General features: G+C 60.2%; 18 protein-coding genes, 1 tRNA gene and 1 pseudogene. 9 read left to right on the top strand and 11 right to left on the bottom strand.

The features are described 5' to 3' along the window. Positions 1 to 72 precede the first annotated feature (72 nt). The 8 genes from M5B42_RS19350 (at position 73) to ychF (ending at position 6,977) form a co-directional block, all read left to right on the top strand. Positions 73 to 1,797 (top strand): tetratricopeptide repeat protein, encoded by a 1,725-nt coding sequence (locus tag M5B42_RS19350; protein WP_103497634.1) that lies wholly within the window; start codon positions 73 to 75, stop codon positions 1,795 to 1,797. 4 nt (positions 1,798 to 1,801) lie between these two features. Beyond that, a complete protein-coding gene (gene lolB / locus M5B42_RS19345) occupies positions 1,802 to 2,419 on the top strand; it encodes a lipoprotein insertase outer membrane protein LolB (RefSeq protein ID WP_103497635.1) in 618 nt (205 codons plus the stop codon). 1 nt (position 2,420) lies between these two features. After that, positions 2,421 to 3,272, top strand: a complete 852-nt coding sequence (gene ispE / locus M5B42_RS19340) for a 4-(cytidine 5'-diphospho)-2-C-methyl-D-erythritol kinase (protein ID WP_248746750.1) — start codon at positions 2,421 to 2,423, stop codon at positions 3,270 to 3,272. Positions 3,273 to 3,306: 34 nt separating this feature from the next. Further along, a tRNA-Gln gene (locus M5B42_RS19335) sits at positions 3,307 to 3,381 on the top strand. Between the two features lie 46 nt (positions 3,382 to 3,427). Further along, entirely contained in the window at positions 3,428 to 4,369 is a 942-nt protein-coding gene (locus M5B42_RS19330) for a ribose-phosphate pyrophosphokinase (RefSeq protein WP_003171603.1), read from the top strand. 138 nt (positions 4,370 to 4,507) lie between these two features. Beyond that, on the top strand, positions 4,508 to 5,098 hold the full coding sequence (locus M5B42_RS19325; RefSeq protein WP_152740082.1) for a 50S ribosomal protein L25/general stress protein Ctc: 591 nt from the start codon (positions 4,508 to 4,510) through the stop codon (positions 5,096 to 5,098). Positions 5,099 to 5,269: 171 nt separating this feature from the next. Then, entirely contained in the window at positions 5,270 to 5,854 is a 585-nt protein-coding gene (gene pth, locus M5B42_RS19320) for an aminoacyl-tRNA hydrolase (RefSeq protein ID WP_100942297.1), read from the top strand. A 22-nt stretch (positions 5,855 to 5,876) separates the two neighbouring features. After that, positions 5,877 to 6,977: a redox-regulated ATPase YchF gene (gene ychF, locus M5B42_RS19315; protein WP_103496901.1), complete on the top strand. Its 1,101-nt coding sequence runs from the start codon at positions 5,877 to 5,879 to the stop codon at positions 6,975 to 6,977. A 141-nt stretch (positions 6,978 to 7,118) separates the two neighbouring features. Here the strand turns inward: ychF and M5B42_RS19310 are convergent, their stop codons facing one another. From M5B42_RS19310 to M5B42_RS19265, 10 genes and pseudogenes are all read right to left on the bottom strand, one after another. After that, entirely contained in the window at positions 7,119 to 7,943 is an 825-nt protein-coding gene (locus M5B42_RS19310; protein ID WP_248746749.1) for an alpha/beta hydrolase, read from the bottom strand. 26 nt (positions 7,944 to 7,969) lie between these two features. Further along, the gene (locus M5B42_RS19305) at positions 7,970 to 10,066 is read right to left on the bottom strand and encodes a tetratricopeptide repeat-containing sulfotransferase family protein (RefSeq protein WP_248746748.1); all 2,097 of its coding nucleotides are present in this window, start codon (positions 10,064 to 10,066) and stop codon (positions 7,970 to 7,972) included. A 134-nt stretch (positions 10,067 to 10,200) separates the two neighbouring features. Continuing rightward, positions 10,201 to 12,990 carry an autotransporter domain-containing protein gene (locus M5B42_RS19300; protein WP_248746747.1) on the bottom strand — a complete coding sequence of 930 codons (2,790 nt, stop codon included), beginning with the start codon at positions 12,988 to 12,990 and terminating at the stop codon, positions 10,201 to 10,203. Between the two features lie 313 nt (positions 12,991 to 13,303). Continuing rightward, complete coding sequence (locus tag M5B42_RS19295) at positions 13,304 to 14,344, bottom strand: helix-turn-helix domain-containing protein (RefSeq protein ID WP_248746746.1); 1,041 nt, start codon at positions 14,342 to 14,344, stop codon at positions 13,304 to 13,306. Between the two features lie 3 nt (positions 14,345 to 14,347). Next, positions 14,348 to 15,598: an MFS transporter gene (locus M5B42_RS19290; protein ID WP_248746745.1), complete on the bottom strand. Its 1,251-nt coding sequence runs from the start codon at positions 15,596 to 15,598 to the stop codon at positions 14,348 to 14,350. Between the two features lie 269 nt (positions 15,599 to 15,867). Next, positions 15,868 to 15,948: pseudogene (locus tag M5B42_RS19285) on the bottom strand (AAA family ATPase); the annotation flags it as partial. Positions 15,949 to 16,016: 68 nt separating this feature from the next. Continuing rightward, complete coding sequence (locus M5B42_RS19280; protein ID WP_248746744.1) at positions 16,017 to 16,604, bottom strand: hypothetical protein; 588 nt, start codon at positions 16,602 to 16,604, stop codon at positions 16,017 to 16,019. Positions 16,605 to 16,608: 4 nt separating this feature from the next. Next, a complete protein-coding gene (locus M5B42_RS19275; RefSeq protein ID WP_248746743.1) occupies positions 16,609 to 17,052 on the bottom strand; it encodes a DUF3592 domain-containing protein in 444 nt (147 codons plus the stop codon). A gap of 377 nt (positions 17,053 to 17,429) precedes the next feature. After that, positions 17,430 to 18,482 carry a GGDEF domain-containing protein gene (locus M5B42_RS19270; RefSeq protein WP_248746742.1) on the bottom strand — a complete coding sequence of 351 codons (1,053 nt, stop codon included), beginning with the start codon at positions 18,480 to 18,482 and terminating at the stop codon, positions 17,430 to 17,432. A gap of 137 nt (positions 18,483 to 18,619) precedes the next feature. Next, positions 18,620 to 20,479 carry a methyl-accepting chemotaxis protein gene (locus M5B42_RS19265; RefSeq protein WP_247263317.1) on the bottom strand — a complete coding sequence of 620 codons (1,860 nt, stop codon included), beginning with the start codon at positions 20,477 to 20,479 and terminating at the stop codon, positions 18,620 to 18,622. Here M5B42_RS19265 and M5B42_RS19260 point away from each other — a divergent pair. Beyond that, positions 20,363 to 20,710 carry a hypothetical protein gene (locus M5B42_RS19260; protein WP_247263320.1) on the top strand — a complete coding sequence of 116 codons (348 nt, stop codon included), beginning with the start codon at positions 20,363 to 20,365 and terminating at the stop codon, positions 20,708 to 20,710. The two genes, M5B42_RS19265 and M5B42_RS19260, sit on opposite strands and share 117 nt — an antisense overlap. A gap of 61 nt (positions 20,711 to 20,771) precedes the next feature. Here M5B42_RS19260 and M5B42_RS19255 read toward each other — a convergent pair whose 3' ends face one another. Further along, positions 20,772 to 21,989 (bottom strand): MFS transporter, encoded by a 1,218-nt coding sequence (locus M5B42_RS19255; RefSeq protein ID WP_103496906.1) that lies wholly within the window; start codon positions 21,987 to 21,989, stop codon positions 20,772 to 20,774. Positions 21,990 to 22,075: the final 86 nt, after the last annotated feature.

Genomic DNA, 22,075 nt, shown 5'->3' with positions numbered 1-22,075 from the left:
GTCTCGGGTATGGTTCTGCCCGCCGCTTGTGTCATGATGCCCCGACCCGCAGGTAAGTCGTCCTTCTCCTATATGAATAGATCCTCCGCGTTGCTCCTCGCTTTTGTCTTCCTCAGCGGCTGCCAGGCCTTGGCACCCGTGTCGCCGGGGCGTACGCCGCCGGCTGAAGACACCACTCCGGCCCCGGAAAAGCCCAAGGTCTACAGCTCGTTCACCGAAGATACGGTGTTCAGCCTGTTGAGCGCGGAGCTGGCCGGACAGCGAAATCGTTTCGATATCGCGCTGGATAACTACGTGACCCAGGCGATCAACACCCAGGATCCGGGGGTTTCCGAGCGCGCTTTCCGGATTGCCGAGTACCTGGGCGCCGACCAGGCGGCCCTCGACACCTCGCTGATCTGGGCGAAAAACGCCCCGAATGATCTCGAGGCACAACGCGCGGCCGCCATCCAGCTGGCCCGCAGCGGGCGTTATGACGACTCCATGGTCTATATGGAGAAGGTCCTGCAAGGCAAGGGCGACACCCATTTCGACTTTCTTGCCCTGTCGGCCGCCGACACCGACCAGGACACCCGCAACGGCCTGAAGAAAAGTTTCGACCGCCTGCTGGTCAAGCACCCGAAGAACAGCCAGCTGATTTTCGGCAAGGCCCTGTTGCTGCAACAGGACGGCGACACCCAGGCCGCCTTGGCGCTGCTGGAGAAAAACCCGCCGGAAGACGGCGAAATCGCCCCGATCCTGCTGCGCGCACGCTTGCTGCAAGCGCTCAACCGCGGCAAGGAAGCCTTGCCGATCCTGGAAAAAAGCATCAAGCAGTACCCGGACGACAAGCGCCTGCGCCTGACTTACGCGCGCATGCTGGTGGAACAGGACCGCATGGCCGACGCCAAGACCCAGTTCTCCAGCCTGGTGCAGCAATACCCGGAAGATGACGAACTGCGTTTCTCCCTGGCCCTCGTCTGCCTCGAGGCCAAGGCCTGGGATGAAGCCAAGGGTTACCTGGACGAACTGATCGCCCGCGACAGCCATGTCGACTCGGCGCACCTGAACCTGGGCCGCATCGCCGAAGAGCACAACGACCTGCAGACCGCCCTGGATGAATACGCCCAGGTCGGGCCGGGCAACGACTACCTGCCGGCACAACTGCGCCAGACCGATATCCTGGTCACCACCGGGCGCGGCGCCGAGGCCTCGAGCAAACTCAAGACGGCCCGCGACGAGCAGCCGGACTACGCGATCCAGCTTTACCTGATCGAGGCCGAGATCCTCTCCGCCAACCATCAGGGCGATCGTGCCTGGAGCGTTCTGCAGCAAGCCCTGTTGCAGTACCCCGACGACCTGAACCTGCTTTACACCCGTGCGATGCAGGCGGAAAAGCGTGACGACCTGGCGCAGATGGAGAAAGACCTGCGCGCTATCCTCAAGCGCGAACCGGACAATGCCATGGCGTTGAACGCCCTCGGCTATACCCTGTCGGACCGCACCACCCGCTATGCCGAGGCCAAGGAACTGATCGAGAAGGCCCACCAGCTGAATCCGGAAGATCCGGCCGTGCTCGACAGCCTTGGCTGGGTGAACTTCCGCCTGGGCAACCTCGACGAGGCCGAACGCCTGCTGCGCCAAGCCCTGGAGCGGTTCCCCGACCAGGAAGTCGCCGCACACCTGGGCGAAGTCCTCTGGGCCAACGGCAAGCAACGCGAAGCCAAGCAAATCTGGGGCAAGTTCCTCAAGGATCAGCCCGACAGCCCACTTCTGCGCAGCACCATCAAGCGCCTGACCGGTTCCGAGACTCTTTAAGCTTATGTTTTTGCGCCACCTCGTTGTTTTCAGCCTGATCGCCCTGCTCGCCGGTTGCGCGGGCTTCGGTGCCCGTGAGTCCGTTGAAGGGCACGGCGACCCGGCCCTCTGGGCCAAGCACAAACAGCAATTGAGCAGCCTCGACGGCTGGCAGATCAATGGCAAGGTCGGTATCCGCGCACCGAAGGATTCCGGTAGCGGTACCGTGTTCTGGCTGCAACGCCAGGATTACTACGACATTCGCCTGTCCGGCCCGTTGGGGCGCGGTGCTGCCCGCCTGACCGGGCGTCCCGGCCAGGTGAGCCTGGAGGTCGCCAACCAGGGCCGCTATGCCGCCACCAGCCCCGAGGCCCTGCTCCAGGAGCAATTGGGCTGGGAGCTGCCGGTGTCCCATCTGGTCTGGTGGGTCCGTGGCCTCCCCGCGCCGGACAGCAAGAGCCGCCTGAGCCTGGACAACGACAGCCGCCTGGCCTCCCTCGAACAGGATGGCTGGCAGGTCGAGTACCTGAGCTACAGCGAGCAGAACGGCTACTGGTTGCCCGAACGCATCAAGCTGCACGGCCGCGACCTCGACGTGACCCTGGTGATCAAGGACTGGCAGCCGCGCCAGCTGGGCCAGTGACATGAGCGCCGCCCGCCTGACGCTGCCGTCGCCGGCCAAGCTCAACCTGATGCTGCATATCCTTGGTCGCCGCACGGACGGTTATCACGAGTTGCAGACGCTGTTTCAGTTTCTCGACTACGGCGACGAACTGAGCTTCGCCGCGCGTGACGACGGCGTGATCCAGTTGCACACCGAATTCGAAGGCGTGCCCCACGACAGCAACCTGATCGTGCGCGCCGCGAAAAAACTCCAGGAACAATCGGGCAGCCCCCTGGGCGTGGATATCTGGATCGAAAAAATCCTGCCCATGGGCGGCGGTATCGGTGGCGGCAGCTCGAATGCCGCGACGACTTTGCTCGGCCTCAATCACCTCTGGCAACTGGGCTGGGACGAAGATCGCCTGGCCGCGCTGGGCCTGACACTGGGCGCCGACGTGCCGGTTTTCGTCCGTGGCCACGCGGCTTTCGCCGAGGGCGTGGGGGAAAAACTCACCCCGGTAGACCCCGAAGAACCCTGGTATGTCGTGCTCGTTCCGCAAGTCTCTGTAAGTACAGCAGAAATTTTTTCCGATCCGCTGTTGACACGTGACTCCGCGCCCATTAAAGTGCGCCCCGTTCCCAAGGGAAACAGTCGTAATGACTGCTTGCCGGTTGTGGCAAGGCGTTATCCAGAGGTACGTAACGCTTTGAATTTGTTAGGTAAATTTACCGAAGCAAAGTTAACCGGAACTGGAAGTTGTGTGTTTGGGGCCTTCCCAAACAAAGCTGAAGCTGATAAAGTCTCGGCCCTTCTTACAGAGACCCAAACAGGGTTTGTGGCAAAGGGAAGCAATGTTTCGATGTTGCATCGCAAGCTGCAGAGTCTGCTCTAGGAATCGAGTACTGGGTACTCGTTGCAACAGATACAGGGGCGTCGCCAAGCGGTAAGGCAGCAGGTTTTGATCCTGCCATGCGTTGGTTCGAATCCAGCCGCCCCTGCCATTTTCCTATACTCATCCAGGTTACCCTCAGCCTTCAGGTACTGCGCGTGTCCAAGATGATGGTCTTTACGGGGAACGCTAACCCCGATCTGGCTCGGCGTGTTGTACGTCAGCTGCATATCCCACTCGGTGACATCTCTGTCGGCAAGTTTTCCGACGGCGAAATTACCGCTGAGATCAATGAAAACGTCCGCGGTAAAGACGTCTTCATCATTCAGCCGACTTGCGCTCCGACCAACGATAACCTGATGGAACTCGTCGTGATGGCTGATGCCTTCCGCCGTTCCTCAGCCACTCGAATCACTGCGGTGATCCCTTACTTTGGTTATGCCCGTCAGGATCGCCGTCCGCGTTCCGCGCGTGTGGCTATCAGCGCGAAAGTCGTTGCTGACATGCTCACCGTCGTCGGCATCGACCGTGTTCTCACGGTTGACCTGCACGCAGACCAGATCCAGGGCTTCTTCGATATTCCGGTAGATAACATCTACGGCTCCCCCGTTCTGGTGGATGACATCGAAGACCAACGCTTCGAAAATCTGATGATCGTGTCTCCGGACATTGGTGGCGTCGTGCGTGCACGGGCCGTTGCCAAGTCGCTGGGCGTGGATCTGGGCATCATCGACAAACGTCGTGAGAAGGCCAACCACTCCGAAGTGATGCACATCATCGGTGACGTCGAAGGCCGCACCTGTATTCTCGTCGATGACATGGTCGACACCGCCGGCACCCTGTGCCACGCGGCGAAAGCCCTCAAGGAACATGGCGCTGCCAAGGTCTTTGCCTACTGCACACACCCTGTGCTGTCGGGTCGCGCGATCGAGAACATTGAAAATTCCGTGCTGGACGAGCTGGTGGTGACCAACACCATCCCGCTGTCCGCTGCAGCACAAGCCTGTGCGCGTATCCGTCAACTGGATATCGCACCGGTAGTCGCCGAAGCGGTTCGCCGCATCAGCAACGAAGAATCGATCAGCGCGATGTTCCGCTAAGGGCCCAGCCCTTTCGGATATCTCGTTGACGAAAAGCGCCCCGCCCCAACACCTGTTGGGGCGGGGCTTTTTTGCCCATACCGCCTTTAGCGCTGGTCGCAAACGCTAGGGTGGATGTGGTTAATTTGGAGAGTCAACATGAACGAATTTACCCTGAATGCTGAAGTGCGTTCCGACCTGGGGAAAGGTGCGAGCCGCCGCCTGCGTCGTCTCGCAAGCCTGGTTCCAGCTGTAGTCTACGGTGGCGAAAAAGCCCCTGAGTCCATCAGCATGCTGGCCAAAGAAGTTGCCAAACTGCTCGAAAACGAAGCGGCTTACAGCCACATCATCGAGCTGAACATCGGCGGCGCCAAGCAGAACGTCATCATCAAGGCACTGCAACGTCACCCGGCCAAAGGCCACGTGCTGCACGCTGACTTCGTCCGCGTTGTCGCCGGTCAGAAACTGTCCGCTCACGTTCCTGTGCACTTCATCAACGAAGCAGCAGCAGTCAAGAAAGGCGGCGAGATTTCCCACGTTGTGGCCGAAGTCGAAGTAACCTGCCTGCCGAAAGATCTGCCTGAGTTCATCGAAGTCGACCTGGCTGATGCCGAAGTCGGTTCGATCATTCACCTGTCGGACCTCAAAGCTCCGAAAGGCGTTGAGTTCGTTGCACTGGCCCACGGTAACGACCTGGCTGTTGCCAACGTTCACGCGCCACGTGTTGCACCAGAAGCCGCTGCCGAGTAATTTTTTACTCCGCAACGTCGGAGTCATGGAAACATCGCGAGCTGGCAAGTAGCGAGTAAAGCGGGCGGGATCGCGAAGTTTGCATCATGTAAATGAGCATGTTTCGTCCACGTTCGCCGCTAGGCTCAATAGCCGCGATGTTATCCACAACTCCTAGGAAGGGCCCCTGTCGTGACTGCCATCAAACTGATCGTTGGCCTGGGAAATCCAGGCACCGAATACGAACAGACCCGGCATAACGCGGGGGCCCTTTTTGTTGAGCGCATCGCCCACGCCCAAGGTGTCAACCTGGTGGCCGATCGCAAATATTTCGGCCTGACCGGGCGCTTCAGTCACCAGGGTCAGGATGTTCGTCTGTTGATCCCCACCACCTACATGAACCGTAGCGGCCAGGCCGTCTCGGCATTGGCTGGATTCTTCCGTATCACGCCTGAAGAAATCCTGGTGGCCCACGACGAACTGGACTTGCCTCCCGGCGTCGCCAAGCTCAAACAGGGCGGCGGACACGGCGGGCACAACGGCCTGCGCGACATCATCGCGCAGCTCGGCAACCAGAATACCTTTCACCGCCTGCGGCTTGGCATTGGCCACCCGGGCGTTGCCAGTATGGTTTCAAATTTTGTCCTGGGTCGTGCGCCACGCGCCGAACAGGAAAAACTCGATGCCAGCATCGATTTTGCCCTCGGCGTGCTGCCGGATATCCTCGCCGGGGAATGGAACCGCGCGATGAAAAACCTGCACAGCCAGAAGGCCTGACTCTTACCCGAGGGGAAACACCATGGGATTCAACTGCGGCATCGTCGGCCTGCCCAACGTCGGCAAATCCACCCTGTTCAACGCCCTGACCAAATCCGGTATCGCGGCGGAGAACTTCCCCTTCTGCACCATCGAGCCGAACAGCGGCATCGTGCCGATGCCCGACCCGCGCCTGCAGGCCCTGGCCGAGATCGTCAAGCCCAAGCGCATCCTGCCGACCACCATGGAATTCGTCGACATCGCCGGCCTGGTTGCCGGCGCCTCGAAGGGTGAAGGCCTGGGCAACAAGTTCCTCGCCAACATCCGCGAGACCGATGCCATCGCCCACGTGGTCCGCTGCTTCGAAGACGAGAACGTGATTCACGTCTCCAACAGCGTCGACCCCAAGCGCGACATCGAGATCATCGACCTGGAACTGATCTTCGCCGACCTCGACAGCTGCGAGAAGCAACTGCAGAAAGTCACGCGCAACGCCAAGGGCGGTGATAAGGACGCCGTGGTGCAAAAGGGCCTGCTGGAGCAGTTGATCGCCCACTTCACCGAAGGCAAGCCGGCGCGCAGCCTGATGAAGAGCATGAGCGACGACGAGAAAGCGGTGATCCGTGGTTTCCACCTGCTGACCACCAAGCCGGTGATGTACATCGCCAACGTCGCTGAAGACGGCTTCGAGAACAACCCGTTGCTGGATGTGGTCCGGGCCATTGCCGAGGAAGAAGGCGCGGTCGTGGTGCCGGTGTGCAACAAGATCGAAGCGGAAATCGCCGAGCTGGAAGACGGCGAGGAGAAGGACATGTTCCTCGAGGCCCTGGGCCTTGAAGAGCCTGGCCTGAACCGCGTGATCCGTGCCGGTTACGAAATGCTTCACCTGCAGACCTACTTCACTGCCGGTGTCGAAGAGGTCCGCGCCTGGACCGTGCGTGTCGGTGCGACCGCGCCACAGGCCGCTGGTGTGATCCACACCGACTTCGAGAAAGGCTTTATCCGCGCCGAAGTGATCGCCTACAACGACTTCATCCAGTACAAGGGCGAAGCCGGGACCAAGGAAGCCGGTAAATGGCGTCTGGAAGGCAAGGAATACATCGTTAAAGACGGTGATGTGATGCACTTCCGTTTTAACGTGTAAGCGCATAGCCGGATTCCGGTGATGCCAGCGGACACTAAACCCCCGTACTCACGCAGTGATACGGGGGTTTTTACTATGCGCCAATATCCACGAGGATTAACGGTAGCGCTTGGGGTACGGTGCTCAGATGGTTATTCAGCCTCAGTGTCCATTGGAGCATGAGGGCAGAATCCTGAGCAGTTCCGGCCAGCGTCCCGCCCAGTCGCTGTCATGACTCATGCCCCGCACGATATGAGTCTGTGCGCAGTGACCACCCGCGGCAATGACAAAACGTTTCGCGATCACCGGCGGCACCACCGAGTCATCGTCGCCGCTGAAATGAATCTGCGCAATGGTCGCTACCTGGGAAGCAACGTCGATGGCGTTCAGCGATTCCGGCATGGCCGAGACCCGGTGCAAGTGATTGACCTCGGCATGATCGAGATTGCCGGCCACGGTACGCAGCGAGGCGACATCGTCACGCCGGGCGGCGATCAACACCGCCAGGGCGCCGCCGCCGGAGTAACCAATCAGCTGGACAGGCTGCCCCGGCACCTGGGCGGCATAATGCGTCACGGCCTGGTTCATGGCCACGACCACTTCCTCGGCAAAGCGCTTGCTGGTCCAGTAGGCTTTATCGCAGCGTGGGTTGAGCACCAGCGGCGTGAATTGACAGGGACGTGCCAGGTACACAACATTGGGCCCCGGGTCCGCCGCCGCCAACGCCAGGCCCTCGGCCTGATGCGGCGTCGGATTTTCCGACGGGATCGTACGCGAGCGCCAGGCCAGGCCATCCCCCTCGATGTACACGCTCAGAGGCAAGTCAGGTCGGGTTATCCGGAAGAAGCTGGTCAGCACGAATGCCTCGGCCCTGACCTCAGCACGCTGCAAGTGAGCGTCATGCGCCATGGCATCGGCATGCCGGTTCGGATCGGCGCAGCCTGCGAGCATTGCCGCCATCAGGCACACACTGGCGAACAAGGCCAACAGCGGCCACCGCGCACCTGCCCCCCTCACGAGTCAGCCACTCCCAGCGCCGCCAACAGCGGCCCAAGCTGTTCGGCATGGGCGCGCCAGCGACCTTTCGAGGTCTTGTAGAGAGGCTGGCGCACCTGATTGACGCTGGCAGTGCGCACCACGCGTTGGGTCTTGTGAAAGTCCAGGCAGGCCCCGTCCCAGGGCAGGTCAATAAAATCGATCAAGCGCCTCGCCTGCCCTTCAAGATCGTCCAGTACCGACTCGTAGTCCACTTCAATAAAGGATTCGGCGGGCAGCAACTGACGCCAGTGACTCATCAAGGCGTCATAATCACGATAGAACTGCCCCAACTCGATCTGGTTATAGCTGAACGGCTGATCACCGCTGAATTGCTTGCTGTAACAGGACAGGCAGGTATCCACCGGGTCGCGGCGACAGTGAATGATACGGGCACCAGGCAGGATCAACGGAGTCAGGCCGGCATAGACAAAATTGCCCGGCATCTTGTCCACCAGGCGGTCCTTGCCATCGGCCAGTGGCTTGATGCGCTCCAGGTAGTCATGACCGATACTGGCCAGGTCCTGCGCCGAGCAGTTGACCAGGCTTTGCGGGAAAGCCCCCTTGCGTTCCACTGCCAGGCGTAACGACGACAGCTCGCCCGCGCCGTGCACCCGCGGATGGGAGGCCAGGATCTGCTCGACAAGGCTGGTGCCGGAGCGTGGCATGCCGACGATAAAGACCGGCAGCGACGATGCCGCGCCCAGCCCTTGCCGCGCGGATTGAAATTCATCGGTGAACAACCCGACAATGCTCTGCATCCATTGCCGCGCGGTCTGGGAATCATAGGCAAAGGTGGAGCGCTTGAGTCGGTTTCCGGCATCCAGGTGATGGAAGGCTCGCGCGGAATCGCCCGTGTCGAGATATGCCTTGCCCAGGGCAAAGTGGGTTGTCAGCTTGTCGGCCAGCAACAGGCCTTCCCCACGCACCAGCCCGGCCTCCATGGCGGCGATATCGGCATCACCGGTTTTAAAGGTCTTGCTGTCCGAGCGACCTGCCAGTGCGCGGATCGACCCGGGAAATGCACTCAACACCTGTTCGAAGGCCACCGCGGCCTCTTCCTTGCGACCACTCTCCAGCAACAGTACAGCTCGCGCGATCAGCGCCTCTTCAGCCACCGAGCCAGGCAATGACGCCGCCTGGCTGAAATGCGCCAGGGCCTCCTCGTGCCACCCCAAGGCCTGCAGAGTATGGCCCATGGCGTTATGGACACTGGCATCATTGGGCGCCAATGCCAGCGCTTGCTGTGCGCAGTGCAGTGCTTCGTCGAGAAGCCCGCCCTTTTTTAAGACCAGGGCTCGCGCCGTCAGACCTCCGACATGTTTGGGGGCCAAGCTGTGCAGGGTATTCAACCAGTGCAACGCATCGCCATGGTTCAAGCGTTGGGTTTCGGCTTCGGCGATATTCAGGTACGCATCGATCAACCGCGGATTGAGTTCAATGGCCCGTCGTCCGGCCGCCACCGCCTCATCGAAATGCCCTTGCGAACTCAGCAGGAAAGACAGGTTGCTGTAGGCCTCGGCGTAGTTCGGATCGAGGATCAATGCCTGCTGGTAATGCCAACCGGCGCGGTCCTGTCGATCCAGGCGGCGATAGGTGTTGGCCAGATTGTTGTGGGCTTGCGCGGCGTCGGGGCGCAGGGTCAGGACGCGGGTCAAACACTCAAGGCTGTCGTCCAGCTTGCCGCTTTCCTGCAGGATGATGCCCAGGTTGCTCCAGGCATCCACCAGCCCGGGGTCCAGCGCAACGGCCTGCCGCCCAGCCTGCTCGGCCTCGACCAGCAGGCCTTGTTGTCGGCATATTTCGGCCAGGTTGCTGAAGTGGATCGCGGGCGCGCCCTGTGTCAGGCAGGCCTGGCGCAGGTGGCTGATGGCCAATGCCGGCCGCCCCGTGGCGTGGGCAATCAGCCCGAGCAAATGCAGGGTATCGCTCGATTGTGGCCATTTCGCCACGATGCGCTGACACAGTTGCTCGGCCTGTTGTGCCTGACCCGCGTCCCAGTGGCTATGGGCCAGGGCCATCGCTTCAGGGAATGTCAGTTGCGGGGGACCGGAGTCTGTCGGTGTACCGCTCATACGGGGCCTTCTAAATAGGGAGTGGAAACTCTTGTGCAATGGGCTTTGGTTCACATCCGCTGCTGAGCGAAAGATAAACGCCCATGATTCATCACTGAAAAATGGGCGTTATCAGGTCAGTTGAATCTAACGGATCAGAACTGCCAGCGCACCTGCACATCGCCCGTATTAGCGGTGTAACCGTTCGCCGCTTCCAGGGTGTACTTCGCCCCCAGGCTGAGGTTTTCGCTGTGCAGCAGCGTAATGCCCAGGGTCAGCACGCCAGTGTCGGCAACCGGTTTCGCCCCGGCGCTGGTGAAGCTGGTGGCGCCCGAAGTATCGGCGGCATAGTTGGCGACCGATTGCAGACCCTTGTCGTGATACTCATGCCGCCAGGTCAGTTGCGCCGAAGGTATCACGCTGCCGTAGGACGTGGCGAAGGAGCGTTCCAGCTTGGCGCCCAGATCGCTTTTGAGCGATTGGTTGCTGCTGGAGTCGATATGCAGTGCCGCACCGTTACCGCCGCTCTCGGTGTAGCTGTCCTGACGCAAGGTGCTGTAGGTCAAGCCGGCAATCGGCGTGAGGATGGCGTGGGCCAGTGCCGGGCCGAGGTCGATCGGGTAGCCGGCTTGCGCCGAGGCAATGTACTGCATCCCGTCATGCTGACCTTTGGCCGCGCCGTTGAAACCGCTGAAGCTGATTTCACGCTGGGTATCGTACTGGTGCTGGATGGCCCCGAGCGACAGGTCCAGGTACCACGGCCGGCCCTGGTAGCTGGCATAACCGAACAGGCCGTAGGACTTCACATCGGCGGAACTGCCGCTGTTGTCGCCGTCGTTGTTGACCGTGGTCTTGGTGTAGCTGAACAGGCCACCGGCGCGCCAGCTGTCGTTGAGCGCGGCATCGGCGCCCAGCAGGAAACCGCTGTAGCGGGCGTGGTAACCGGCGATATCGTCGCGTTCACCCAGGCGCGAACTGCCACCAAAGGCCTGGCCCCAGAGCCCGGTGTTGCTGGCGCTTTCACCAGTGGCGACACCGCTGCCGACGCTGTCGTTCTGTGCGGTGCGCAACCCATCGAGGTGCGCCGCGGCGACATTAAGCACTTGTACGGTGGAAGCGGTCGACGCCTGGGTGGCGGCACTGGCGTTCGCGGTCGGGCTCAACTGGGCCCCGGCGTGGTTGCCAGCGGCCGAAGAGTCGAGGGCGGCGGCGGCGTTGAACAGGTTCATCAAGCCGGCATTCAGACCGTCGTAATGGAACAGCCCGGCCAGGGGGGCGGTGCCATTGGCGTTGGTGGCCTGATTAACCGGCGCTGTCGACGCCGCCGTTCCCAGCGTCACCAGCAAGTCGGTATTGGCGCCATCGGCCACGCTGGTGCCCGCCGCGTTAAAACCCGCCACCGTGTAGTGAAGGGTGTCGGCGTTGTAGTTCGTCCCCGTGGAGTTGGCTTGAATCACCACGTAACGCTGGCCCTGGGCAAATCCATAGCTGCCCAGCTTCTGCAGGCCGATCGTCGAACCCGAATTGATGTTCGCGCTGCCGGACACCACCAGGCGGCCATAGCCTGCGTCGGTATTGATATTGCCGGTGGTCACGGCATTGTCGGCGACACCGAGGATCAGGCTGGCGTTAGCGGCCTGGGTGTAATTACCGGTGATATTGATCGTGTTATTGACCTGCAGCGTGCCTTGGTTGGCCACGTTGAAGCTGCCGACGTTGATATTGTCGTTAAGCAACTGATTACCGACACCGAACACCAGATTCGAGGTGGTATTGCTGATCGTACCGATCGTGCCACCGAAGCCGGTCAGGCTGCCGAAGGTCGATCCCGTGCCACCGTCGATGGTCAGGTCCTGGCTGGAGAGGTTCACGATATCGCCCGCTATCGTGCCTGAGTTGGTAATCACGCCTGAGGTGCCGCCCAGCACGCTGGACTCCTCGTTGTAAAGCGCGGCGCTGCTGCCGGTGATCAGGCCGCTGTTGTTTAGCGTACCGATCGTGCCGCCGCTGTTATGGAGGCCGTAGCCGATGCCAGTGCCGCTGACCGTGCCACTGATGGTGCCACTGTTGCTCAGCGTGCCGATCGTGCCGGTGTTGTAGAGGCCAGTGCCGCGATTGCCAGAGTTGCTGTTGCTGCCGCTGATGGTGCCGCTGTTGTTCAACGTGCCGATGTTGCCGCCATTGTTGTTGATGCCCGCTTGGTAGCCACCCCTGATGGTGCCGCTGTTGCTCAGCGTGCCGATCCTGCCGCTGTTGTCGATGCCGGTACTATAGCCGCTGATGGTAGCGCCGGCATTGTTGGTCAGCGTGGTGATGCTGCCGAAGTTGTACAGGCTGTCGCTAGAGCTGTCGCTGATAAGGCCATTGTTGGTCAGCGCGCCGATCGTGCTGCCGGAGTCATTGTAGAGGCCGCCGTTGCCAGCGCCGCTGAGGGTGCCACCGACATTGTTGGTCAGCGTGTTGATGCTGCCCGTGTTGTAGATACCGCGGTTGTTGCCGCTGATAACACCGCTGTTGCTCAGCGTGCCGATCGTACCGCTATTGTTAATACCGGTGGTGGCGCTGATGGTACCGCCAGCATTGTTGGTCAGCGTGGTGATGCTGCCGCTGCTGAAAATGCCGCTGCCAGCGCTACCGCCGATAAGGCCGTTGTTGTTCAGCGCGCCGATGTTGCCACTGTTGTTGATGCCACTGCCGTCACCGCTGCCGGTGCCGGTGATGCTGCCGTTGTTGATCAGCGTGCCAAGCGAGGATCCCGTTGCCGACACGGCTGTGCCGCTGGATATCGAGACGCCATTGTTGACCGTGAGGTCGCTATTGGTCCATGAAAACTGGTTAGTGGTATTGGAGGAAATAACCGTCGGCCCCAGAGCCGCGCTCGCCATCGCCATCGTGGGCGCCAGCGCCGCCAGCGCCGCCGTTATCGACATGCTTAACAGGGTCAACCGGCCAGCCGTCGATGGCTGTTGATATCTGGATGGACGCATCGTCATGTACTGCATTTTTTCTCCCCGGTGTCACTTTTTGAATAATTATTAAGTTCGCCGGAGTTTATTCAATCCGCTTTCACAGCCTTGACCGTGCGTCCAAGTTACTGGAAACAAGCAATTACAATTTTTTATTAAAGGGAATGACTCGCAAAGACGGCGGAAGAACGACGTATCGCTGACGTCAAAGATCGCGATCCTCGACAACCGCGGCGCAACATACGCAAACAATCAATGCGAGGAAGAATAGGTGCCCGGTCCTGGGGGGGGGTTAACGCCCAAGCGAAGCGGCATAGGCATGTAAATCCTGCGGAGCCATGTCATAGGCCCGGCGAAATGCGCGCGTAAAACTCGACGCATTGTTAAACCCCAGTCCGAAGGCAATATCCTTCACCGCCAGATGCGGAAAGCGGACCAGATCACTGGCCGCCGCGCGCAGCCTGCGGCTGCGGATATAGGCAGCCAGGCCACCTTCATGCGCAAACAAGCTGTAGACGCTGGCGCGCGACAGATGCAATTGCTGCAAGACCCTTTCGGGCGATAAATCAGGGTCGTGCAGGTGCGCCTCGACATAACGCCGCACCTGTCCATATACGGCTGCGCGCACCGCCGCGCGGGCGTTGCCGCAAAGCCCCGCCTGCTGGCTGAAAGCCGTGGCCAGCAACTGAATCCCCGTGCGAAAGGCGCTATCCGCTTCGTCCTTGCTCAGACCGACGATCTGTTGATTGAGTGTCACCAGATGCGCAACCAGCATCCGTGTCAACGGCGTGGTCGCCTCAACCCGTCGACCATGCAGAGAGGCGGCATCGGGAAAAACCTCTTCCACCAATGCACGCGGCACGAAAAATATCAGCATTCGGCCATGAAAACTCCGGACAGTGCACGGCTGGCCCAGGTCCTGCACCAGAATGCTCGGCGCCGAGGGCCGGTGCGTATCGAGCCAATGCTCGTAACCCTTCATATGGGCGGGCGTTCCATCCAGGAACAGGCTGAAAGAGAGATCGCAGGCGCTCTCCGTCGACACGCGCCCAAGTGAGCGCTCGGCCACATTCGGGCTGGTGTGAATGTCGAAGAAGCTCAGATTACCGATCGAGTAACGGCGAAGCGAAGCCGCGAAGCCTTCCTCATCCTTTGCCGATGAAGGACGCAGATCGTAGACCGGGTCCATTCGTTCTTGCCAGGCCAGAAAGCTCAGGCTGGCATCGCCGTGCACGCTGAAATGGCTGCAAATAATGCCGGGCGCGAGGAGGGGTCGCTCCGGCGGCAACAGCAGACGTTTTTCCGGCACGCCATCCACCGCTCTATCAGTCATTCGTCAATCTTCGTGGACGGTATCGGGAAACCGTATCAACGCGAACAGGCTGATACATAAGGTGGCCAGCAGGTACCAGGCGGGCGCCATTGGGTTACCGGTCACGCCGATCAACCAGGTCACGATAAAGGGTGAAAAACCGCCGAAAGTCGCCACGCCCAAACCGTAAATGATGGAAATGCCGGTGGCCCGGTGGTGACGCGCAAAAGCTTCGAGCATCATCACCGAACTGGGCCCGGTATTGGTTAAAGCCAGTGCGACATAGCCCATGATAATGAGCAAGGAGGCAATCTCTCCGACGCCATGCGTCAACGCCAGGAACGCGGGGTAGACCAGCAGGATGCAGCCGGTCAGCAGCAGGTACTGGATCGGCTTGCGGCGGGGTTGTCGATCGGAAATAGCGCCCAGCAACGGCGTGCCCAGGAAAATGACCGTGCTGGCGAGACAGGCGCACAGCAGACTGAAGATAGGTGGCAGATGCAATACCGTCACCAGGTAAGTCGGCATGTAAAACACCATGATATAAGCACTGGCCGAGGGCCCCGCCATCGACAGTATCCCGAACCACAGCGCGCGCGGATGCTGTGTGAACATGCTCTTGAGCGAGGGGCGATAGGTTGCCTGCGTCGGGCGCTCTGTCATTTGCCGTCGCAGATACCATCCCACCGGCCCGATCAGCATTCCCAGTATGAAAGGGATGCGCCAGCCCCAAAGCTGCATGTCTTCGGGCGTCAGCAGCGCTGTGGTGCAGGCGCCGATCAATGCACCGGCCAGCGCGGCCAGTCCCTGGCCGGTGCCCCGCCAACTGGTCAGATAACAGCGTCGGCCCTTATCGGCCAATTCCATCAAGGCCGCCGTGGAGACGCCGATCTCCCCGCCCGCCGCGAAGCCCTGCATCAGCCTTGCCAGCACCATGAGCAGCGCTGCCGCCCAGCCAATGGACGCGTATGACGGGGTGAATGCGATGATGCCGGTGCCCAGCGTCATCAATGTGATCGAGAGCGTCAGTCCCGCCTTGCGCCCCTTGCGATCCGCCAGATTACCGATGAGCAGCGCCCCCAGCGGACGCATGATGAAACCGACGCCGAATGTGGCAAGCGACAGCAGCAGCGATACGAGGAGGCTGCCCGATGGAAAAAAGAGTTTGCCGATGATGACAGCGGAAAAGCTGTACACCGTAAAATCGTAGGTGATCAAACCGTTGCCAATGGCAACCGCCCAGATGATACGCCTTGACTGTTTGTCGGCGCTCACGGCATTTTCAGCGACAGGCATGGGGGCTGAGACGGGAAGCATGGTTATTTTGGCCTTCGGTTATCGAGCAAAATCCATGCCCAATTCAGCAAAATCCATGCCAGGGAATTCAAAGCGCTGTCCGAGTCTCAAAATAGAAACTGGCCGTGATATTTCACACTGAGCCGACAACAATGATCATTTTTTCTTATTGTGCCCGCGGATGCCATACACATCCGACACGCTGATCCGGCCACAAGGTCGGAGCGCCGCGACGCAGGCTCGCATTATTAATCCGAAGTGCCTGCCGCCGTCAATTTCGTCACGCGCCGGCGCATCGATTCATCCTTGAGTTCAATGCGACAAGCGTTGCAGGAACCGAAGAAGCCGCGTCGACTCGCGGCTTTTTATGGGCGGGGTATCGGCCCACCATGCGTGACTAGAACAGATAGCCCATGTAGATCGCGGCGCTACCACCGGCCTGCACGCCAGCGTTCATGCCGGCCATGACTACCGCGCCCTTGGCCGACTGCAGCAACTGCCGGTTGACCGTGGCAGAGGCAATGAGCGAGGTCGCCGGGTTGGAACTCACCGCCGCCGCCAACGCCAGCAGCTTGGGATCAAGCCCGAACAACAGGGCCGTGGCCGAACCGCCGACCACCAGACCCGCCGCCACCTCGGTATACAGGCAAGGCCCGGTGATATCGTCATCGGTCAGGTCACGACTGAGCAAAGTGTCGCTGACAAACACCTTGCCGGTACTGGGAAAAGCCTCCGCCGCACCGGCTGCCCCCACGCTCTTGCCCTTGAGCTGGATATTGATCTTGCCGATACGCGGCAGGCGCGCGCCAAATCCGACACCCACCCCGACGCCACCGTAGCGGTAGCTGACGTCCTTGCCCTGGGGCGAACGCAGGATGATCGAACCGCCACTGCCGGCCAACAGGGCCACGCTCAGACCGCCGCCACTGGCGGTCTGATACTGCCAGCGACTTTCATTGACCGGGATCGGGATGTTGTAGCTCATACGTTCAAAGTCCTTTAAGTGAATGAACCGCACCACGACCGCGCTGACGGATCCCCCTTGTCAGGCCGGCAATGATGAACACCAGACCGATACCAGCCAGTACCCCGGGAGTGCCCCACAGTGCGGCCGGATCATCGACGATAGCGCTGCTGACCGGTTGCTCGGGCAGGTAATACACCCGTACTGGCTGATCCTTCTGATAGCCGAAAATAAACCCGCCCTGGGGGTAGGAGATCTTTTCACCACCGCTGGCGGTGAAGGCAATTTCAGGATGTGAACCACCGGCATTCAAGTGGCTGACGATGCCATCGGCGGTTTGTGCGTGGGCGAGGAACTCGCGCCGATCAAGGGTGAGATTGACGGCAATGCCCAACAAGCCGATACCGATCAGGGCAAAAAGCAGTCCCTGCAGTATCTTCCCGAGGCGTGACGGGGTGGAGTTAGCCATGGCTTCTCTCGGTATTCGTCCATGAAAGAGGATGGTCAGGATAGCAAGAAACCTTCGGGAAGTGCTTTGTACAGCACGACGGATGAGGCATGTTCGAGTATTGCGACGTGCTGACCGAAGCAAGGAAAGTATTGAGAATCCCAGGACTGACTGAGCTGTAATGAGCTTTATTGAGCTTTATTGAGCCGTAACGAGCTATAACTCGCGCCTGGAGGGCAACCGTTACTCCTTGCTCGCCACCGAGGAGCTGTTCAAGAGTGGCGCTACCGGCTGACGATGAAGCAGACCGAGAACTGGATCAGTGCCGGTCGCCCTTTGCAGGGTTAAGCATGCGTGCAAGTGAGATCGACCAGTTGCCGAGTGCACCTACAGCGCAATCAAGCCAGCGCCACTTCCACCCTGTTGCGCCCAGCTGACTTGCCCTCGTAGAGCGCGCGATCGGCCCGCGCAATAGCATTGCTCAGCGCCTCCTGGGCCCGATATTGGGTAATGCCGATGGACAGGGTCACGCTGACTTTATGACCGTCACTGTCAATCACCAACGCCTGGATCGCCTTGCGTATGCGCTCCGCGCTTACAGCCGCCTGATCAAGATCGGTTTCCGGCAATACCGCCAGAAACTCTTCGCCACCCCAGCGCCCGATAAAATCCTGTTCGCGCATTGAGTGCTTGAGTACCAGGCTCACCGCATCAAGCACCCGGTCGCCGATATCGTGGCCGTACTGATCATTGACGTGCTTGAAGTGGTCGATATCCATCAACATCAAGGTCAGGTTGCTGGGGCATCGATGGTGCCGCGCCAGTTCCTTCTCGGTCAGCGCAATCATGTGCCGGCGGTTGAACAGGCCGGTCAAGGAATCTGTCGTTGCCATCCGCGCCAGGCTCCTGTGGGCACGGGTCACCGTGACCACATAGAACAGCGCCAGATAGCTGAACATGCAGAACACCACGGTCAGGTTGAAAATGTGCACACCCAATAGGGCATTGGAGGAAATGGGTTGCAGGGGCTGGATGTACCACATGAGCACATCCAGCCCCACATAATAGGCCCACAGGCAAGCCGCGAGGATCCAGGCGCTACGGGCACGCATGGTCACGAACAGGGGCGGAATGAACATCAGCAGGAAATAATGGAAGCCGCTTTCCCAGCCAATCAGTACCGTTCCCAACCCTGCGTGCACCAGCACTTCAGCGCGGATCAGCAGGATCGCCAGCCGATTGCGCCGCTGGCTGAACGCGCGATAGGCGTAGACATACATGGCCACGCTGATCACGTTGACCCAGGCCAGGATGGGTGAACCCAGCATGAGAAAAATGAAGAGAAAAGCGACGTCCACGGCACCAGCCAGCTGGCAGCAACGCATGGAAAGCTGCCAGAACTCGGGACGCGCATAACTCTTGTGCTGGTTTTCCGGGGAAGTCCCTGACATCAAACCTGTCACCTCAGGTTCCGGTTATGATTCCCGGTCCCTATGTAGGTTGACTACCTGATAGCCGACAGCTAAGTAGAGCCTGAAGTGTAGTGAATCGCCCGGGGATCGGCCAGCCCAAAAATGGCACATTGCCTCTATGATTTGAAGCGCCCCACCAAGCCGTTCAATTCATTCGAGAGGTGCGAAAGCCGGCCCGAGTCTTCCTGTGCGGAACTGGCCAGGCTTTCGACCAATCGCGCCTCGTCGTAGATCTGCTGGATATGCCGATTGATCTCCTCGGCCACGCTGTGCTGCTCTTCCGCCGCTGCCGATATCTGCAGGTTCTGATCGCGGATTTCATTCACCGACTGCTGGATGCCTTCAAAGCTGTCACGGGCACTCTCGATCGAGGACACACTGGCGCGCGACAGGTCCAGGCAGCTTTCCATCTTCTGCGACACTTCTTGGGTCTTGCTGCCGAGCGTACCGAGCAACTGGTCGATTTCCCCGGTGGAGTCGGACGTGCGCTTGGCCAGGGCCCTGACCTCATCCGCGACCACGGCAAAACCCCGCCCCTGGTCACCTGCCCTGGCCGCCTCGATCGCCGCGTTCAGCGCCAACAGATTGGTCTGCTCGGCGATGGCGCGAATGGTGCCGAGAATCTGGTTGATATTGCGGCTGCCCTCCTCCAGCTCAACCATGGCCTGGGAAGACTCGGTCAAGCGCCGGCCCAGGCGGCCGACGTTCTGGGTGGTCAATTCGATCTGCTGTTTGCCCTCGGCCACACGCTGGTGTCCGCTCTCGGCGGAGTCGGCGGCCGTGCTGCATGAACGGGCCACTTCGTTGGCGGTGGCGACCATTTCGTTGAAAGCCGTGGACACCAACTCCACCGCTTCACGCTGGCGACCGGCCGCCTGGTTCATGTTGTCGGCCACTTCGCTGTTGACCCGCGAGGCGTCCTGCAAATTGGTCGAAGCGGCGCCGATACGCTGGATCAACTGACGTATCGCGGCGAGAAACTTGTTGAACCAGCCGGCCAGCTCCGCGGTTTCGTCCTTGCCCTGCACCTCGAGATCACGGCGCAGATCGCCCTCGCCCTCGGCAATCGACTGCAACCCCGTGCTGACCTGGCCGATCGGCTTGACGATGACCCTGGCGAACGCCGCGGCGAGCAGCGCAAAGAGCAACACCAGCACGACCACAATCACCGCCGTCACATAGGTCATGCGCGTAGCCGCGCCCATGACTTCGTTGTACTCGATCAAACCGACATAACGCCAACCCAGGCCGGGGGATGTCCAGACATTGGCCATGTACCTGACCCCATTGATTTCCACCTCGGTGGAACCTTGCGCGGTGGCGGCCAGTTTGGCGTAGGGCTCGCCCAGATCCTTGAGCTGCTTGAAGCTGTGCGCGGCGTCACGGGGGTCGACCAGCACGGTGCCGTCTTCGATCAGCATCACGTAGCCGCTTTCGCCGAGCTTGATGCTTTTGACCAGCTCGGTGAGGTTTTTCAGCGAAACGCTGACGACAAACACACCCTTGGCCTTGCCGGCGTCATCGAGCATTGCCCGGGCAGTGCCGACCAGCGCCACCGCGTCCTTGTCATAGTAGTAAGCGGGGGTTCGCACCGTTTTGCCGGGGCTGGCCATGGCGGCCTTGTACCAGGGGCGCGAACGCGGGTCGTAGTTCGATAGCTGCGGGTCGTCCGGCCATTTGGCGTAGCTGCCATCTTCCAGGCCGATGGACAGGATGGCGGCGGCCGGGTGGGTCGCGCCATAACGGGCGAACGCATCGATCACCTGGCGAGCGGCCGCTGGCAGAGGATGGCTGGCGGCATCCGCGGTTTCATAGTGTTTCAGGCTGTCGACCGATGTGTATACAGGATCAACCGCCATTTGATCGACGTTCTGCTGAGATCCATCGAAAAACTGCCGGATATTGCCGTCGATCTGGCGTATTTCACGGGTGCTGCCGTCGATAAACTGATCGACGGCCTGAGCCCGTATATTCAGCACCGATATCACTGCCACAAGGCTCACCGGGATAAAGGCGACCAATACAAAGGCAAGGACAAGCTTGTTTTTTATTTTCATTACGACAATCACCATCCGCGCAAGTGGGGTGCGAATGGCCAGACTACACGGGCAAATAGCGATTTGCCACCCAACCTGGATCAGATGACCAGATACAATATCCGCCGATTTTTCGTATACAAAAATATAAAATATTGTACCAATCGTTAGCGAAGACCTACCGTTTGACCAAGACCGGCCGCCCCTTTTCGAGCGATCCGGCCCTTCAGGCTCAAACTTTTCTGGTCTTCGGCAACAACACCGCCAACACCCCGAACAATGGCAGGAACGAGCACATCGTGTACACGTACTCGATGCCGTGAATATCCGCCAGATGCCCCAGCAACGCCGCGCCGATCCCGCCAAAGCCGAACATCAAACCGAAGAACACCCCGGCGATCATCCCGACATTGCCCGGCACCAGTTCCTGGGCGAACACCACAATGGCCGAGAAGGCCGACGCCAGGATAAAGCCGATAACCACACTCAGCACCGTGGTCCAGAACAGGTCCACATAGGGCAGCATCAAGGTGAACGGCGCCACGCCCAGGATCGAGAACCAGATCACCGCCTTGCGCCCGATCTTGTCGCCAATCGGCCCGCCGGCAAAGGTCCCCGCCGCCACCGCGCCGAGAAACAGGAACAGGTGCAGTTGCGAGCTGGCCACTGACAGCTGGAATTTCTCAATCAGGTAAAAGGTGAAGTAGCTGGTGAAGCTGGCCATGTAGAAATACTTGGAGAACACCAGCAAGCCGAGCACCACCAGCGCCCCGATCACCCGATGCTTCGACAACCCGTGAGTGGCCTTCTGGCCCTGCTTGAGCTTGAAAAGATTCAGGTGCGCGCGGTACCAGCGACTGATCCCGTAGAGCACGCCCAGGGCAAACAGCGCGAACAGGCCGAACCAGGCGATATGGCCCTGGCCGAACGGAATGATGATCGCCGCCGCCAGCAACGGGCCAAAGGCGGAACCGGCATTACCGCCGACCTGGAAACTCGACTGCGCCAGCCCATAACGCCCACCCGAGGCCAGGCGGGCGACCCGCGAAGCTTCCGGGTGGAAGGTCGAGGAGCCAACACCGATCAAGGCCGACGCCAGCAGGATCAACGGGAAACTGCCGACCTGGGACAGCATCAGAATCCCGATCAGCGTGCTGATCATCCCCATCGGCAACAGCAAGGGCTTGGGATGACGGTCGGTATAAAAGCCGACCCAGGGCTGCAACAAGGAAGCCGTCACCTGGAAGGTCAGGGTAATCAGCCCGACCTGGGTAAAGGTCAGGCCATAGTTGGCCTTGAGCATTGGATAGATCGACGGCAAGACCGACTGGATCAGATCGTTGATCAGGTGCGCCAGTGCCACGGCACCGATCACGCGCATCACCAACGGGCTGGTTTGCGGCGCTGTCGCCGTCGAGATCGAAGCGCTGGACGTTTCAGAAAGGGCCATGAAGTGATTCCGTAACACGGATGGATGCACAGTTGCAGGTGCAGCAATGTGCCATTTTTCGGTGCACTCACGCCAGATACTTGCAG

It is taken from the genome of Pseudomonas sp. MWU12-2037 (assembly GCF_023242345.1).
Classification (GTDB): domain Bacteria; phylum Pseudomonadota; class Gammaproteobacteria; order Pseudomonadales; family Pseudomonadaceae; genus Aquipseudomonas; species Aquipseudomonas gingeri_D.
Note: the sequence above shows the minus strand (reverse complement) of the source record. Positions and strands in the feature narration are given on the sequence as shown.

Excerpts from the sequence above, each read along its gene's own strand:
- M5B42_RS19350 (WP_103497634.1), top strand. The coding sequence starts at position 73 with ATGAATAGATCCTCCGCGTTGCTCCTCGCTTTTGTCTTCCTCAGCGGC.
- lolB (WP_103497635.1), top strand. The coding sequence starts at position 1,802 with ATGTTTTTGCGCCACCTCGTTGTTTTCAGCCTGATCGCCCTGCTCGCC.
- ispE (WP_248746750.1), top strand. The coding sequence starts at position 2,421 with ATGAGCGCCGCCCGCCTGACGCTGCCGTCGCCGGCCAAGCTCAACCTG.
- M5B42_RS19325 (WP_152740082.1), top strand. The coding sequence starts at position 4,508 with ATGAACGAATTTACCCTGAATGCTGAAGTGCGTTCCGACCTGGGGAAA.
- ychF (WP_103496901.1), top strand. The coding sequence starts at position 5,877 with ATGGGATTCAACTGCGGCATCGTCGGCCTGCCCAACGTCGGCAAATCC.
- M5B42_RS19305 (WP_248746748.1), bottom strand. The coding sequence starts at position 10,066 with ATGAGCGGTACACCGACAGACTCCGGTCCCCCGCAACTGACATTCCCT.
- M5B42_RS19295 (WP_248746746.1), bottom strand. The coding sequence starts at position 14,344 with ATGACTGATAGAGCGGTGGATGGCGTGCCGGAAAAACGTCTGCTGTTG.
- M5B42_RS19280 (WP_248746744.1), bottom strand. The coding sequence starts at position 16,604 with ATGAGCTACAACATCCCGATCCCGGTCAATGAAAGTCGCTGGCAGTAT.
- M5B42_RS19275 (WP_248746743.1), bottom strand. The coding sequence starts at position 17,052 with ATGGCTAACTCCACCCCGTCACGCCTCGGGAAGATACTGCAGGGACTG.
- M5B42_RS19270 (WP_248746742.1), bottom strand. The coding sequence starts at position 18,482 with ATGTCAGGGACTTCCCCGGAAAACCAGCACAAGAGTTATGCGCGTCCC.
- M5B42_RS19255 (WP_103496906.1), bottom strand. The coding sequence starts at position 21,989 with ATGGCCCTTTCTGAAACGTCCAGCGCTTCGATCTCGACGGCGACAGCG.